Source organism: Streptomyces monticola (genome assembly GCF_042665355.1).
Lineage (GTDB): Bacteria > Actinomycetota > Actinomycetes > Streptomycetales > Streptomycetaceae > Streptomyces > Streptomyces monticola.
Genome location: NZ_JBHTCF010000033.1, coordinates 1 through 14,364, shown reverse-complemented (window position 1 = coordinate 14,364; position 14,364 = coordinate 1). Strand labels below are relative to the sequence as shown.

General features: G+C 70.0%; 9 protein-coding genes and 1 pseudogene. All 10 read right to left on the bottom strand.

Going from position 1 to position 14,364, the window contains the following annotated elements; genetic code table 11:
- Nucleotides 1-4: 4 nt before the first annotated feature.
- Nucleotides 5-541, bottom strand: coding sequence for a phage baseplate assembly protein V (locus ACFQVC_RS40115; RefSeq protein WP_381840865.1), 537 nt, complete (start codon nucleotides 539-541; stop codon nucleotides 5-7).
- A 36-nt stretch (nucleotides 542-577) separates the two neighbouring features.
- On the bottom strand, nucleotides 578-1,717 hold the full coding sequence (locus ACFQVC_RS40110) for a hypothetical protein (protein WP_381840863.1): 1,140 nt from the start codon (nucleotides 1,715-1,717) through the stop codon (nucleotides 578-580).
- On the bottom strand, nucleotides 1,710-2,111 hold the full coding sequence (locus ACFQVC_RS40105) for a LysM peptidoglycan-binding domain-containing protein (protein ID WP_381840860.1): 402 nt from the start codon (nucleotides 2,109-2,111) through the stop codon (nucleotides 1,710-1,712). Before ACFQVC_RS40105 ends, ACFQVC_RS40110 begins: the two co-directional genes overlap by 8 nt.
- A gap of 11 nt (nucleotides 2,112-2,122) precedes the next feature.
- Nucleotides 2,123-2,809: a hypothetical protein gene (locus tag ACFQVC_RS40100; RefSeq protein ID WP_381840857.1), complete on the bottom strand. Its 687-nt coding sequence runs from the start codon at nucleotides 2,807-2,809 to the stop codon at nucleotides 2,123-2,125.
- On the bottom strand, nucleotides 2,806-3,450 hold the full coding sequence (locus ACFQVC_RS40095) for a hypothetical protein (RefSeq protein ID WP_381840854.1): 645 nt from the start codon (nucleotides 3,448-3,450) through the stop codon (nucleotides 2,806-2,808). The genes ACFQVC_RS40100 and ACFQVC_RS40095 overlap by 4 nt, the downstream gene beginning before the upstream one ends.
- 28 nt (nucleotides 3,451-3,478) lie before the next feature.
- Nucleotides 3,479-10,417, bottom strand: a complete 6,939-nt coding sequence (locus ACFQVC_RS40090; protein WP_381840851.1) for an eCIS core domain-containing protein — start codon at nucleotides 10,415-10,417, stop codon at nucleotides 3,479-3,481.
- Nucleotides 10,414-10,779, bottom strand: coding sequence for a hypothetical protein (locus tag ACFQVC_RS40085; RefSeq protein ID WP_381840848.1), 366 nt, complete (start codon nucleotides 10,777-10,779; stop codon nucleotides 10,414-10,416). Before ACFQVC_RS40085 ends, ACFQVC_RS40090 begins: the two co-directional genes overlap by 4 nt.
- Nucleotides 10,770-12,923 (bottom strand): ATP-binding protein, encoded by a 2,154-nt coding sequence (locus ACFQVC_RS40080; RefSeq protein ID WP_381840845.1) that lies wholly within the window; start codon nucleotides 12,921-12,923, stop codon nucleotides 10,770-10,772. Before ACFQVC_RS40080 ends, ACFQVC_RS40085 begins: the two co-directional genes overlap by 10 nt.
- Nucleotides 12,924-12,971: 48 nt before the next feature.
- A complete protein-coding gene (locus tag ACFQVC_RS40075) occupies nucleotides 12,972-13,964 on the bottom strand; it encodes a Pvc16 family protein (protein WP_381840842.1) in 993 nt (330 codons plus the stop codon).
- Between the two features lie 118 nt (nucleotides 13,965-14,082).
- Nucleotides 14,083-14,364 (bottom strand): annotated as a pseudogene (locus tag ACFQVC_RS40070) (hypothetical protein); the annotation flags it as partial.

Genomic DNA, 14,364 nt, shown 5'->3' with positions numbered 1-14,364 from the left:
TCTGCTATCGCTTCGCGATGGCGGTCAACACGCCCTTGTTGATGTCGACTTTGTCGCCGCGCAGAATGACCTCCGCGCCGAGACCGTTGGCGATGACGATCTCGTCCTTGGTGATCCGGATGTACGCACCGCCCTGCGCCTGCAGCAGGATCCCCTGATCGGGCCCCGGCGGATCACTCATCACGATCTTGTGCGCCTCGGGTGTCTGCACGACGACCGGCTTGTCCTGCGTCGGCGCCTGCGTCAACCGCCGTGCATCCGGCGGCAGTTCGTCCTGCTCCCCGTACCAGCACCCGGTCCAGACGGGGAAGCTCGGATCGCCCTGCTCGAACTCCACCCACACACCCGCCCCCGGAGAGGGCACCACGAACTGCCCCGCCTGGGGCCCGGTGAACGGCAGGCAGGGCAGCGCCCAGGTCGAGGGCTCGTCGCCCAGGACGTCCGGGACCTCGACGGTGATCCGGCCGATGTGCAGCGGGTCGTCATTGCTCACGACTCGGCCGCGGAATTTGCCGAGGTAGCGATTGCTGGGTGCCGCCATCCTTCAGTGCTCCTGTTTCTGTTACTGGTTGTGGTGCTAGGGGCGGACGGTGGTACCGCGCGCCTCAAGACCCTCACGGGTCAGGGTGAAGTTCTGCTGGAACGAGCCGGGGCGCAGGACGTGCGTGACGGACTTGACGAAGTAGTCGCCGTCGTAGGCACGCCCCGAGCCGCGTACGCCCACGAGCTGGCGGGGCTGCAAGAGGTAGCCGTGCCGGTTGACGTCGAGCGAGCCGGAGCCGGAGATGACATCCGCGGACACGGCGGCGCGCGCGAGGAGTTCGGCCTCGGCCTGCTCCGGCTGGTACTTGGCGGTGCCGGGCAGCCTGCGCTGCTTCAGGGCCGGGGTGGGCCGCTTGCCGAGCGGCGGCCGCAGCGGGCTGATCGACGGCTGGGGGAGCGGCGTGGACTGCCGGGTGCCCGGATCCTGCCAGCGCGCCTGCGGCTCTTCGCGCGCGGTCCCGTCGTAGGCGAAGGTCAGCTGGTCCACGGTCGAGTTGGCGTCCAGGTTGACGTTGAGCGCGTGCTGGCGGATGCCAAGCCGCACCTCGGGCCCCCAACGCGCCGACGACTGCCCGGGGTTGGGCCCCGGCTCCAGGTAGAAGACATACCCGTTGGCCCGCGCCAGCTCATTGATGTACTGAAGGTCAGTTCCCGTCTGGTAATGCACCCGCAGGTTCTCGCGCGGCGGCTGGGTGACCGGCTCGGCGTAGACGTCGGGCCGGATGCCGTACCCGGAGTAGCGCCGAAGCAGGGCGAGAACGCGCTGCGAGGGCGGCAGGTTCGGGTACTTGTCGGTGCGCTCCTGCAGATCCATGGCGAGGCTCAGATCCTCGCCGGTGACGGTGAGCGTGGAGTGCCCCGGCTGGTTGCTGGCCCCGACTTCCTGCCGTACGACCAGGCCGTCGAAGAGCACTTCGGGGGTGCCGCGGACGGTGACGGTGACGATCAGCCGGGTCTTCGGGTCGAAGAACCCCTCGTGCAGCAGCCGCTTGTTGATCAGCCCGTTCTTGGTGAGGTCGAAGGCGAGCTGGAACCCGCTGCGTTCGCCCGCGGTGGCCGTGATCTGAGCGGAAAGCAGCGCCTCGGCGACCTCCGCGGGAACGGGCTTGGCGAGCTGCGGCCCCATGTGCAGGGTGATGTGAACGGGGCCACGGCCCACGGGCAGTTCAGCCACGCCGCACTCCCCGGTCGCCCTGCGGGAAGTGCCCGGCGAGCGGAATCTCTATCTCGCGCCCCGGCTCGTCGGTGAGTTCCCGGGGGTCGAGCACGGGGTTGGCGTCGGCGATCTGCCACCACTGGCCGGGGTCGCCGAAGTAACGCTGCGCGAGCAGGTCGGGGCGCTCGCCGGTGCGGACGGTGTGGCGCTGAGTGTCCTCCGCCCCGGCCGGGCCGGCCGTCTCGTGCTCGTCCAGCGGGGGCAGCAACCGGCGCTTGGCGTAGCGCACTTCACTGCCGTCCGGCTGCCGGTGCACCCCGATCTCGGCATCGTGATACCGGCTCGTCCGGGGGTACGGATGGGCCCCCGGTATCGCGTCAAGCGCGCTCTCGTACGGCTCGATGTCAGCCATGGTTGTCCCCCTCAGCCCCTTCCCACCCCGATGTCACCGGGGCTGAGCCCCAACGACCCGAGCCCCGCGGTGCGGGCGGCACCGGCGAGGCGTTCCTTCTGCGCGAGATGCGCGTAATACAGCTCGGCACCGCGGTGCCCCAGCGGCAGATCGCTCACGGTCAGCACCTTGAGCCCGATGCTCAGCGAGGCCCGGATGGGATTCAGATTCACATCGAACGCCGACTCATTGATGGACAGTTCGGTCAGCCTGACCGGCATGACGCGCTTGCTGCCCCAGGTGAACAGGGTCAGCGGCATCTCGATCGGACTGATCTCGATGGTCCCCTTCTTCGACTGCCGGCTCGCCTCCCGCAGTTGCGCGGAGGTCGGCTGCACGAGCATCTCGAGCACGGCCAGCTGCGGATGGATCCCGTCCGGCGCCGGTATCTCGAACTGATCGGTGGCATCGATCTCGGCAGTGAACTTCCAGGTCTCCTGAGCGGGCCCCTTGAGCCGCAGAGCCTCATTCCGATCCCCGCTCCCACTCCCGCCCCCACCGGAGTCCCCACTGCCTCCTGCGGACTGCGGCGAGAGACTGCGTTCCAGGGTGTCGGGATTGAACTGCAGCACAATGATCCGCTGCGGCGTCCCGCGCTCGGGGTCGACGAGGACTATTCCGGCGCGGATGGGCTTGGGGATGTTGGCGTAGCGGGTCATAGACGGGCCTCCAGGCGGGCTGCCAGAGACGTGTAGTCGTGATCGGGGAAGTGCTCGGGGAGGACCTCAAGCATGGTCCTGAGGCTCTCCAGGGTGGAGCCGTACTCCTGGGCGGACAGGGGCACATCGGCGAAGAGGTACTGCCACCCGGTCACGCCCTTCGTGATGATGAGGTTGTCGAGGTAGGCGCGGTAGTCGAGATCGAGTTTGACGATGGTGTTGAACCTGTCGAGAAACCAGATCTCCGGACTCGCTACGCCTGGCAGGAATCTCATGGTGGCCAGTTGGCCGCCACCGCCTCGTGAGATGTCATCGAGGATGGAGAGTTCCGAGAGAAGCTTCTCGTCGCTCTTTTCCCAGGCGAAGTCCTGTACCGGCAGCCGCTCTTCGCTGCTGGAGTCGATGTTCATTACGTTGAACTCCCCGAAGAGCGGCACCTCGGAATCCGCGGCACGCCAGTGAAGTGCCTTGTACCGGTACGGGAAGTAGGCCTCCTTGAGTCTTTCGGTCAGCGGAAAGCCGTCCTCCGCCATCAGCTCGAAGATCGCCGTCGGGTCCTTGTCCGGGCCGCCGGGACCCACTTCCTCGTACATGACGTCGAAGAACGGTGATTCGCGCACTTCGCTGATGGTCTGGGACAACCGACGGTCATACGGGAACATTCCGTCCTCACTTTTCCTTGTGCAGCGGGGCCCAGCCGACCTTGCCGTTGCGCTGGAGATATTTGAGCTGGGTAATCGCGTCCTCCAGTTGGGATAGCGTCCCACCCCCCGGGGTGTCCCGCCGTGTGCGCATGGTCGTAATGAAGTCCGCCACTCCGGTGAATTGGCGACCGGATTGCTTGGACCGCTCATCCACGATGTGATCACCCACCGACTGAGGGACCTTTAGCCATTTCCGGATCTGGGTGGCTCCGTAAGTGTTGATATGGAGCTTGCCCTTCTCGTCCCGCTGTGGTGGTTCGAGATCCAGGCCAAGGGACTTGGTGGCACCCTTGCGTTGCCAGTCGCTTCGCTTTGTGCCCGTTCCCTTGATCTTGGTGTACCGGCCGAATGTGGAGCGTATGTATGTCGGGATGTCCGCGACGGGCCCCGAGTTTTCGAACTTGACTCTGGACTCGTACCAGATGGGGGCCTGGAACTTGTTCCCGAAGGCTTTCCAAGCAGGCTCCTCGATACCGAGTTCGAGGTCCTTGTTCACTCCGCGGCGGGCCGGCACGAGATTGTTCTCGGTTCCCTTGCCGCCGAGGCGCTCCGGGAGGAGGTGAGCCCTGACCCAGGCTCCGCCCTGCTGAAGCTTGCGGGTGGGATCCGTGATGTAGTCCCAGCCGGGCGGCTTGGTGTGGGGCTTGCTGCCCTTCGTGGCGCGCCGCGCGCTCAGGAACTCCGCGCTGATCGCACTGGCCCTGCCACCGTGGAAATCGGGGAGCTTCGGCTTCGGCATGTCGTCGATCGCTCGGGGCGCCCCAGGCGGGTTGGGATAGGCCGACGGCTGGGACCTGGGCTCCGAATAGTCTCCGCCGAGGACGGGCCGTGACGGGTTGAGGGAGGCCACAACGGTGAACGGGTCCCCTCCGACAGGGCCCAGACCGGTCAGGCGGTAGTAGAGCTTCATCGACTTCAGGAGGCCGAGGAACGGCGACTGGGGAATTCCGTTGCGCATCCGCTCGTACAGCTTGGGCCGGATGCGCGCCACGATCTTCTTCAGCCGGTCGTCCTTGGACTCTCTCGAGTTCTCGTCCTGCTTCGTCCTGTCCTTGTCCGGCTTGGACTTGGGCCTGCCCGGCCTGCCGGGGCCGCGCCTGTCGGGGCGAGGGCCGCGCTTGCCGGGACCGTTCTTTCCGTCCTTGGGACGGGTCTTGCGCGGGCCGTCCCGGTCCGGCTTGGGCTTCTTGCCGGGACCGTCCTTGTCGTCCCTCGGCTTCTTTCCGTCGCCGTACTTGCCGTCCTTGTCCTTCGGCTTGGCCGGCTTGTCCTTGCCGGGGCCGTCCTTGTCGTCCTTCGGCTTGTTGGGGTCCTTGGGCTTCGTCGGGTTCTGGTCCTTGGGCTTGCCCGGTGCGTCTTTGTCGCCGTCCTTGTCTGTCGGTTTGCCAGGAGCGTCCTTGTCGTCCTTCGGCTTGGTGCTGTCCGGGCCGTCCTTGCCGTCCTTCGGCTTCTCCGGCAGCTTGTCCTTCGGCGTCGGCTTCGCGTCCTGGTCGGGCTTCGGCTTCGGCTGAGGTTCGGGCTTCGGCTTGGGCTTCGGGGAAGGGGTCGGGCGGGTGGTGTCCGGCCTGGTGCCGTCCCTGTCCTTCGACGCCCCCGGCTTGTCCGTGTCCTTGGGCTTGCCCGGCGTCCCCTTGTCGTCCTTGGGCCTGCCCGGAGCCGCGTCCCTGTCCGGGGGCTTGGGCTTGCCCGGGCCCGGAGTTGTGTCCTTGTCCGGGGCCTTCGTCGGGGGCTTCTTCGGGTCCGCCTTCGGGTCCGGGCGGTCGTTCGGCTTCGAGCCGGGGCCCGTGCCCTTGCCGGGCTTCGGGAGGGTCGAAGTGGGGCGGGGGGTGGGCTGCTTGGTGCCGGGGGGCTCCTTGTCGCCCTTCGGCTGCTCCTTCTTGCCGCCCTTGTCGTCGCCCGCGCCGTCCTTCTTCTTGTCGCCCTTGCCGCCCTTGTCACCCTTGCCGAGCTTCGCCGCGACGCCCTTCAAGCGGCGGCCGACCTTGGCGACGTACTTGCCGATGCCGCTCAGCAGGAACTCGTAGGCGAGTTCGAGGAGGGCGACGATGCCGGCCGCCACCGCCTTCGCGAACAGGATGCCCGCGCCGCCCTGGCGTACCGCCTTCAGCCAGTCGATGACCGCGCCGATCGCGCGCAGGATCTCGCTGAGCGCGCCGATCGCCGTACGGATCGCGTCGATCACCGCCATCACCCAGCCCGCGCCGGGGATCAGCTTCGAGATGACCTTGACGATGACGATCTCGCCGATGATGAAGGGGAGCATGGGCACGACCGCGTCCCATGTCTCCTTGATGATCTTCTCAAGGGTGAAGCCACCCTTGATGAGCTTCTGGATGATCGCCTTCGGGACGCCGATGATCTCCTCGATCTTCGCCTGGAACCACGCCTTGACCGCCGCCTTCACCTCACGGAACAAGTGGTTCTTCGCGCCGTCCACCGCCGAGTTCTTCGCGCCGCTCAGCCAGCCGCCCGGATCGTCCATGAAGTCGATCGCGATCATCATGAACTCGCCCAGGGCGCCCAGGAGTTTGGAGGCGTACTCAAGGACCGTCTTGATCGCGTCCACGACCGCCTTGATGACGTCCAGGAGCATTTTCCTGAGGACGTTCAGGATGTCGCTGAGGAGTTTGGCGATGCGGTTGAGGAGGTCGGTGATGACCTTCTTCAAGTACGCAGCGAGCTTGGTGACCAGGGCTATCGCCGCCGCTATCAGGTCCGTGATGAACTTCCTGATGCGGTTGGCCAGTTCGATGATGGCCTTGACCATGTTCTTTGCGAACTCGATCAGGTCATTGATCAGCTTCGTGATCGTGTCGACGACCCACTTACGGGCCTCGTTGATCCAGCGCTCGACGTTCTCCTTGAAGTTCTTGATGAAGTTGACGACCGCGTCCCGCGCGTCCCTGATGATCCGGACGATCGCGTTCTTGATCTCAAGGACCTTCTCCTTGAGCCAGTCGAAGGCCTTCGTGAGCCAGTTGCCCGAGTCGTTCGCCGCGGTCTCGGTCTTGTTCTTGGCGTCCGACTCCGCCTTGTCGCCCTTTTCTTTTATTTTCTTGTCGCTGTCCTCCTTCTCCTTCTTCGTGTCGTCGTCGGTCTTCTTTTCCCGGTCCTTGACGTCCTTGCGGACCTTGTCGCGCTTCTCCGACTTCTTCGTGCCGAGCTTCTTGAGCTCCTCGTCCTGGGACGTACGCCATTCGGCGCGCTGTGACGTGACCTCGCTCTGCGCCTTCGTGCGTTCGCCCGCCTGCTCCGCCGTGTTCTTGGCGACCTCGCCTGCGACTTGCTGCTTGTGCTTCTGCTGTGACTCGCGGAATCCCTGGTCCTTGGTTTTTCGACCCTCGGACATCTGCTTCTGGCCCTTGCCGAAGGCCGACTGGAACTGCGGCTTCCGGTCGTGCTCGGCCACGGTCGACGCCGCCTCCGCGGGGACCGCGCCCGTCGACGCCTTGCCCGTGCGCACCCCGCCCTTGCCGCCCTCGCGGCCGGGCACCTTGCCCTTCAGCTCCTCCTTGGGGGCGTTGGGGTAGACCTGGTTCTCGCCCATCGGGCGCCCGGCGTCGTCACGGCCCGTCGTGACGGTCTCCTGGCCCTTGGTGTCGACCGCCTGGCCCTGCTCACCGGACTTCTCGTCGGCGGCGCCCTCCATGTTCACGCCCGGCGCGTTGCCCGCCTGGGCCTTCTTGAGCGCCTCGTCCTTCGTCGGGAGCCCCGCGAACTTGGCGGCCAGCTCCTCCTTGTTCACCTTGAAGCCGAGCTTCTCCGCGACCCAGCCGACACCGAAGCCGAGGGCCATCTTGAAGGTGTCCCAGCCGCTCGGCTCCTCCGCCTTCTCCGCCTCGATCTGGCCCTCGGGCTTCTTCTCGCCCTTGACCTCGGCCTTCTCGTCCTTGGGCGCATCGGACTTCTTCGCCGGATCCTGGGAGTACTGGGCCGGGGCGCCCGTCTTCGGCTTGCCCTCCAGGGTCTGGGGCGCACCCGCGGGGCGCTGCATGTTCGGGGGCGCGGAGGAGAGCTGCTTGTGCTCGTCACCGACGGTGCGGTCGACCGAGCCGCCCACGCCGCCCATGGCCTCAAGTGCCTTGTGGGGCTTGAGCCTTGAGGCCGAGGACAGACCGGCCTCGGGGGAGACCTGGGAGAGGTTCGGCGCCGGGCCGGAGTCCTTCTTCTTGCCCTTGCCGCCCGATGCGGCGCCCTTTCCGCCGCCGCCACCGCCGCCAGGAGGCGCCTTCGGCGCGGGCGCGGCCTTCGGCCCGGCGGACTTGGCGCCCGGCTCCTCCTTCGCCCCGGGCTCTTCCTTGCCCGCCTTCGCCTGCTGCTGGTTCTCCTTCGCCGCCGACTTGGGCCCGGGTGCCGGTTCCTTCGGTGAGTCCTTGGCGTCCTTGGCCGAGTTCGGTGAGTCCTTCGGCGACGCCTTCGCCTCCGGCCCCTTCCCGCCATCCGCCTCGGCACCCTGCGCCGCCGCCGACGCCCCGCTGCTCGCGCCGCCCGGAGTGTCCGCGTTCGAGCCGCCCGTGACATGCGAATCCCGTGCGGGCGAAGGCGACTTGCTGTCCTGGTCCTTGGCGCCGCCCTTGTCCGCCGCGTCACCGGTGCCCTGGCCCGCACCGTCCTTGCCCGCGCCGGTCGCCGGCTCCGTCTTCTTCTGGCCGTCGTTCTTCTGCTCGTCCTTCTTCGGTTCCTCGCCCTTGCCCGCCGTCTCGGGTGCGGCCGCCTTGCCGCCCGCCGCCTGCTGCGAGCCCTTCTCCTGGGCGCCACCTGCCTTGTCACCGGCGCCCTTGGCGTCCTTCTCGCCCTTGGCGCCCTTCTCCTCCTTGGCGGCGGGCTCCTTCGCCTCGCCGCCGCCCTCCGTCTTGCCCGGTGACTCCTGCGCCGTCTTCTGCGCGGCGGCGGGACCGGCCTTCGGGTCGTCCCCGCTCTTCGGGTCCTTGGAAGGGGCGCCGGGACCGGTCCGGGTCTCGTCGGGACGTTCCGCGTCCGGGTCACCCGCGAAGGCGTCGTCGGGGCCGCCCTCGGTCTCCACCGAAGGCTCGGACTCCAGCGGCGCCTCGGCCTCCGCCTCTTCCGGCTCGGCCTCCGCCGCCTCGTCCTCGGCGTCCTCCGCGTCCCGCTCGGCCTGCACCTTGTCGGCCCTGGTCGGCGGGGGAGCGGGGAAGGAGGGCGCCGTCTGGGCGGTGGCCGTCGCCGGGTCGAGGTTCTCCGCGGTCGGTACGCCGGATACGTCGATGTCCTGCTCGGGCAGGAAATCATCGGCCTGCAGCTTGGTGTCCCAGGCGCTCTTCTCGGCGCCACCGGCGTCGACCTCGGACTCGCTGCCGGCGCCGAACGGGTCCTCGTCCGCCGCCTCTTCGGAGCCTTCGAGATCCTGGTTGCGGGCGCCGTCGAGCCTGCTGGTGCGTCCGGGCAGCTGGGTGTCCCTGCCGAGCGCCGGTGAACCATCGGCCTTGTCGGCCTGGCCCTTGCCGCCCTTGTCCTCGTGCTTCGGCTGCTGTGCCGCGGCGATCTGCTCGACCGCGCCGGGACGGTTCTTGGCCTCGGACTCCTCCTTGCTCGCGGCCGCCGCGCCCTGCTGCCCGCCCTCCTCCTTGCCCGCGCCCTTCTTGTCCTCCGCGCTCTTCTTCTCGTCCCCGGTCTGCTTCTCTTCGCCGGCCTTCTTCTCGTCCCCGGCTTTCTTCTCGTCCCCCGCCTTCTTGTCCTCGGCGGTCTTCTCGCCCTCCTGGGCGCCCCCGGACTTCTGCTCGCCGCCGCCTTGCGGGTCCTTGGAGCCGCCGCCCGCGGACCCCGACCCCGGCTGCTCCTTCTCACCGGACGGCGCACCGCCGCCCTTCTCGCCCTTCTGCGTCTGCTCGCCGCCCGGCGCGCCCCCGCCGTGCGGAGTGGTCCCGCTCTCCTGCGTACCGCCGTTGCGCGGGGTGCTGCCCGGCGCGCCCTTCGCCTCGGCCCGGTCCTTCTCCGGGCCCGGCGCGAGGGCGGGCTTCTCCGCCGCGGCCCGCTCGTCCGCGGCCGAACGCCGCTCGCCCTCCCGCTCGATGCGCAGCTCGTCGGCCGTGTCGGGCTCCACCGCAGGGGCGTCCTGCGTCGCCCAGTCCGCGGTGTCGGCCCCGAGGCCGCCCGCCGTCTCGATGTCCTCGACCAGGTCGAGTACCCGGTCGTGCTCCGGGCCGAGCAGCCGGTTCTCCAGGCGTACGAGGACGTCGTCGAGCAACTCGTCGGGCAGCCGCGCCAGTTGGCCGCGGGTGCGCTTGGACAGGTCCTCGGGGTCACCGCGCAGCGAGCGTACGACGGAGTTCGCGAGGCGGTCGATGAGGGTCGCCGGGTCGATCTGCTCCGCTCGGTTGCGGTCCGCGTCGACGGTCGCGTACCGCAGCCACCCGGGAGTCCCCTGGCCTTCCTCGACCTCGGCACTCCCGGCGTCGACCGCGTAGGCGACGTCGGCCGACGGACGTACGAGATCCTGTGCGGCCGACTCCGCCTCCTGCTCGATCGCCTGCTGCGGCAGGCTCACCGCGCCCAGGTCGCGGCCGGCGCGCAGGGTGCCGAGGCCGTGCGGGTTCTGCACCGTGTGCAGGAGCTCATGGGCGAGCAGGCGCTGACCCTCGGCCGTGCCCGGCTGGTAGGCGCCCTCGCGGAAGAAGATGTCGCGGCCGACCGCCACGGCGTCCGCGCCGAGCATGTCGGTGAGCGTGTCCGCGTCGCGCCCGGTGTGCAGCCGGACCTGGCTGAAGTCGTGGCCGAGCTGCTCCTCCAACTCCCGTCGTGCGCCCGCGTCCAGGGGCTGTCCCGCGCCGCTGACGATGTTCTTCGGCTCGGGGGCGCGGTTCTTGTCGGCGCGCTCCTTGCGCTTACGACGGCGCTGGGCCGCCTGCTCGGCGGCCTGCGTGTCCTGGGATGCGGAGGTGGTCATCGCGTCACCTGCCCCCGGCCCGTGAGGCCCGCGTGCACCGTGCGGGCCAGCTCCTGGCCCAGGCGCCGCGCGGAGAGCCCGGCGGGCAGCGGCGGCAGGCCCGAAAGGGCGTCCACTCTCAGGGCGCCGCCCGCCGCCAGGGGCACTCCTCGCTCCCGTACGAGCCGGTCGAGCTCCCGCTCGAAAGCGGCCGTCACGTGCTGCGGGTCCACGCCGAAACCGTCGAGGACGAGCTCGCCGATCTCGATACGGATCTCACGCGGCCGTTCGGCACGTGTCTCGCGCGGCCGCTCGGCCCACCGGTCACGGTCGACGTCGGCCGACCGGTCACGGTCGAGGGGCGGCTGCCCGTTCACACCCATCCGCGGACCTCCGTCGGCGTCAAGGAGCGCTCCAGCTTGAGGTATTCGGTGCGGGCCGCCGCGAGCATGTGCCGCATCTGCAGCCGGTCGCCCTCCTCGGCGGCGAGGAACGCGCCCGAGAGGGCGATATTGCGGATCGAGCCGCCCGCGACGGTGAGCTGGGCGAGCAGCTCGGGGTCGATGCCCTTCGTCGGCGTCTGCGGCGGCAGCACCCGGCGCCAGATCTCGGCCCGCTCGTGCTCGGCCGGGAAGGGGAAGTCGACGACGAAGCGGATCCGCCGCATGAAGGCCGTGTCCAGGGCCTTCTTCATGTTGGTGGTGAGGATGGCCAGGCCCCGGTAGGCCTCCATGCGCATCAGCAGATAGCTGACTTCGAGGTTGGCGTACCGGTCGTGGCTGTCCTTGACCTCGCTGCGCTTGCCGAAGAGGGCGTCGGCCTCGTCGAACAGGAGCAGGGCGCCGCCGCGTTCGGCCGCGTCGAAGACCTTGCGCAGGTTCTTCTCGGTCTCGCCGATGTACTTGCTGACCACCTGGGAGAGATCGATGATGAACAGGTCGAGGCCCAGCTCCTTGGCCATCACCTCGGCGGCGAGGGTCTTGCCCGTGCCGGAGCCGCCCGCGAACAGCGCCGTCACGCCGAGGCCGCGGCGCAGCGTCGCTGCGAACCCCCACTCCTGGTGCACCGTGGCGCGCTGGCGCACATGCGCGACGATCTCGCGCAGGACACTCGTCTGCCGATCGTGCAGGACGAGATCGCCCCAGCCCGCCTCCGGCTCGATCCGCCGGCCCAGTTCGTCCATGCCGAGGCGGGCCTCGCCCAGGGCGGCCCGCCAGGCGAGCTGGGCGGGCTCGAAGTCGTCCTCGCCGGGTGCGTCACGGCGTACGGCGGCCGCGGCGGAACGTACGACATGCGGCGGCAGCTGGAACTGGGCCACCAGAGTGCGCAGTTCGTGTTCGTCGATGCTGCCCGCGTCCACGAAGTCGTCGAACGCGCCTGCCCACAGGCCGAGTTGTTCCTCATCGTCCAGGTGCGGGACGCTCACCCGCTCGCCGCGGGCCCGTTCCGTCTGGCGCGGGTCCTCGCTGGAGACGACCACCGGTACCGCCGCGCCCGCCAGGAACGCCTCAGTCGTGGCGTGCTGGTCACGGTCGAGGGCGCCGGCCTCGACCAGGAGCGCGGCCGGCAGCAGGATCGCCTCGCGCTGCCAGAGGCGGGCGAGCCGGTCGCGTTTGGCGGGGTCGGTGGGGATGTCCTCGGCGCTCATCGCGTACAGGCCGAGACCTGAGCGGGCGGCCGCCGCCGCGGCGATGTCGGCCCGGCTGCGCAGATCGCCGCCGACCAGCTCGACCAGGAGCGGCGCGTCCGGGCGCGCCCCCGTCGTCCAGCCGGTGGCGAGCCGGGTGGCGGCCAGGTCGTACGACGGCGGCAGCTGCTGCGGCACCGGGGTGCGGCGCAGCTGCCCGTGCAGACGCGCGTCCAGATAGGGCGAGCCGAGCAGGAAGTGCAGGATGCGCTCGTCGAGCCGCAGCCGGGACATGGTCAGGCGGGACTCGTCGTCGAGTTCGAGCAGCCGCCAGCGGCGCAGCGGCGCGACGGGGGTGAGGGCGCTCCAGTGCGGTTCGGCGAGCGCGGCAAGGGCGAGCGAGAACGTGGGGTACGCCCGCTCGGGATTCCCGCTTGCGGCCGCGCACCGGGCCGCGGTGGTGGGGTCCAACTCGTAGGCGGCGGTGAGGAGTACGAGGTCCCGCTCGAAGGAGCTCAGGCCGAAGCAGGTGGTGAGGGCGGTGAGCGGCGCGGCTGCGGAGGGGAGGGAGTCGGGCAGGGCGGAGGAGGCGGGGGCTGCCGCCGGGGTGGGGGCGGCAGCGGTGTCCGCCGTGGAGGCGCGCGAACGATCCGCGTCGGCGCGGTCCGCGTCAGCGGTGCGGCTCGCTGCAGCGCGGCCCGTGTCGCTGCGGTCCGCCGCCGTGCCGTCCGTGTCCAGGCCGTCCGGGTCGGCGGCACTTCCGTCCGCGCCAACCCCACCCGTGCCGGTTGCCTGCCCCGCACGTGCCGCGTGCGCGTCGATCCGTGCCAGCACCCGCTGGATCTCGGCGGTCAACGCCAGGGCGCCGTCGCCCCGTACGTCCGACTGCTCGCCGGTCATCGTCTCGCCCGCCCTTCCCTCACCTGCCCGCGAAGTCCGCACGCCGCCTCAGCTCTCCGAGCCTTCGCCCTTGGCGGGCGGGCCGTCGGCCTCGTCGGCGGCTGAGGGAGCCGTTGCGGCATCCGCGGGGGAGTCCGCCGAGGTGTCGGCGCGCTTGGCGGCGGCGCGTGAAGTGCGGGCGGAGCGGCCGGAAGCGGACTGCTTGCGGGCCCGCGCCGAGGGCGCCTTGGCGGGGCTCTTCGAGGCGGCCGCCGCCTTCGCGGGAGCCTTCTCGCCGCCCTCGCCGCCCTCGGCGGCCTCGCCGCTCCCGGCGGCCTCAACCGCCGGAGCGGGGGCGGGAGTTGCCACTTCCGGTGCCGTCTCCGGCGCCTTCATCAGCTCCTTGCCGCCGCCCGCCTGCGTCGGGACGCCGGGCCGCTCCGGCGCTCCGGGCGCCCCGAACGGAATGACCCGGACGCTGCGCCGCTCCACCGGCTTGGCCGGCACCGGCACCTCGCGGCCCTCGATGAAGACCAGGGCCGCCTGGTACACGACGGACAGGCTGTAGGGCGTCTGGTGCAGCATGCCCCACAGCTTCGAGGTCTCGTCGATGTCCATCACGGTGGGCGAGAACCGCACCCGCTGGACCGCGTCGGCCAGATTGCTGCCCGCCAAGTGCGGCTTCTCACCGGCCAGTTCGATGATGTCCTGCGGCAGGATCGGTATCTCGTGCAGCGTGCGCACCACGGAGCCGATCAGACGCTGACCGACGAGCTCGGTCTCCTCGCCGTACGCACTGATCACGAAGTGCAGGTCGAGCGCGGCCGCGGGACGCTTGAGCAGGGTGCCGTCCGATGCGCGCGTGGCCAGGTCGTTGTTGCGCTGCGAGGTGTTGGGCGTGACCTGGTAGAGGAACACGGTGATGGTCGGCTCGGCGGGCGGGTCGGCCGGCGGCTTGCGCGGCTCGACCTTCACGGCCATGTCGATCTCGGGCTGCAGGTTGGCCTCGATGAGCAGGGCGAGGGCCTGGGTGACGTGGGCGATGGCGAGTGCGTTGCTCATACGGTCGTTTCCTCACGCCCTGCGGCTCGCGCCGTAGCTGCTGAAACCTGTGCGATAGCTGCTGAAACCTGTGCGGTGCTGCGTCCTTGGATGTCCGGTGCCGTACCGGGTGCGTCGCTCACTCCCGCCCCCGTGCCAGATAGTCGGCCAGGTTCACGGTCGCCCCGCGCCGCCCGGGGGCGTCGGGGCGCCGGCCGGTCGTCGGGGCGGCGCCGGCGGCGGTCACTTCGAGGCGCCCGATCTGCACCTGCACCACCTGCTCGGCGGGCTTGCCGCCGCGGCGGCCGGTGCTCTGCCGGGCGGCCTCACGGGCCGCCGCCGTGTCGGCGGCGCTCGGCCGCAGGGGAGCGGACACGGCGGCGGACGCGGCGGCCACGGCCGGGGGGCCGGGCGTGGCCGC

Excerpts from the sequence above, each read along its gene's own strand:
- ACFQVC_RS40115 (WP_381840865.1), bottom strand. The coding sequence starts at position 541 with ATGGCGGCACCCAGCAATCGCTACCTCGGCAAATTCCGCGGCCGAGTC.
- ACFQVC_RS40105 (WP_381840860.1), bottom strand. The coding sequence starts at position 2,111 with ATGGCTGACATCGAGCCGTACGAGAGCGCGCTTGACGCGATACCGGGG.
- ACFQVC_RS40100 (WP_381840857.1), bottom strand. The coding sequence starts at position 2,809 with ATGACCCGCTACGCCAACATCCCCAAGCCCATCCGCGCCGGAATAGTC.
- ACFQVC_RS40090 (WP_381840851.1), bottom strand. The coding sequence starts at position 10,417 with ATGACCACCTCCGCATCCCAGGACACGCAGGCCGCCGAGCAGGCGGCC.
- ACFQVC_RS40085 (WP_381840848.1), bottom strand. The coding sequence starts at position 10,779 with ATGGGTGTGAACGGGCAGCCGCCCCTCGACCGTGACCGGTCGGCCGAC.
- ACFQVC_RS40080 (WP_381840845.1), bottom strand. The coding sequence starts at position 12,923 with ATGACCGGCGAGCAGTCGGACGTACGGGGCGACGGCGCCCTGGCGTTG.
- ACFQVC_RS40075 (WP_381840842.1), bottom strand. The coding sequence starts at position 13,964 with ATGAGCAACGCACTCGCCATCGCCCACGTCACCCAGGCCCTCGCCCTG.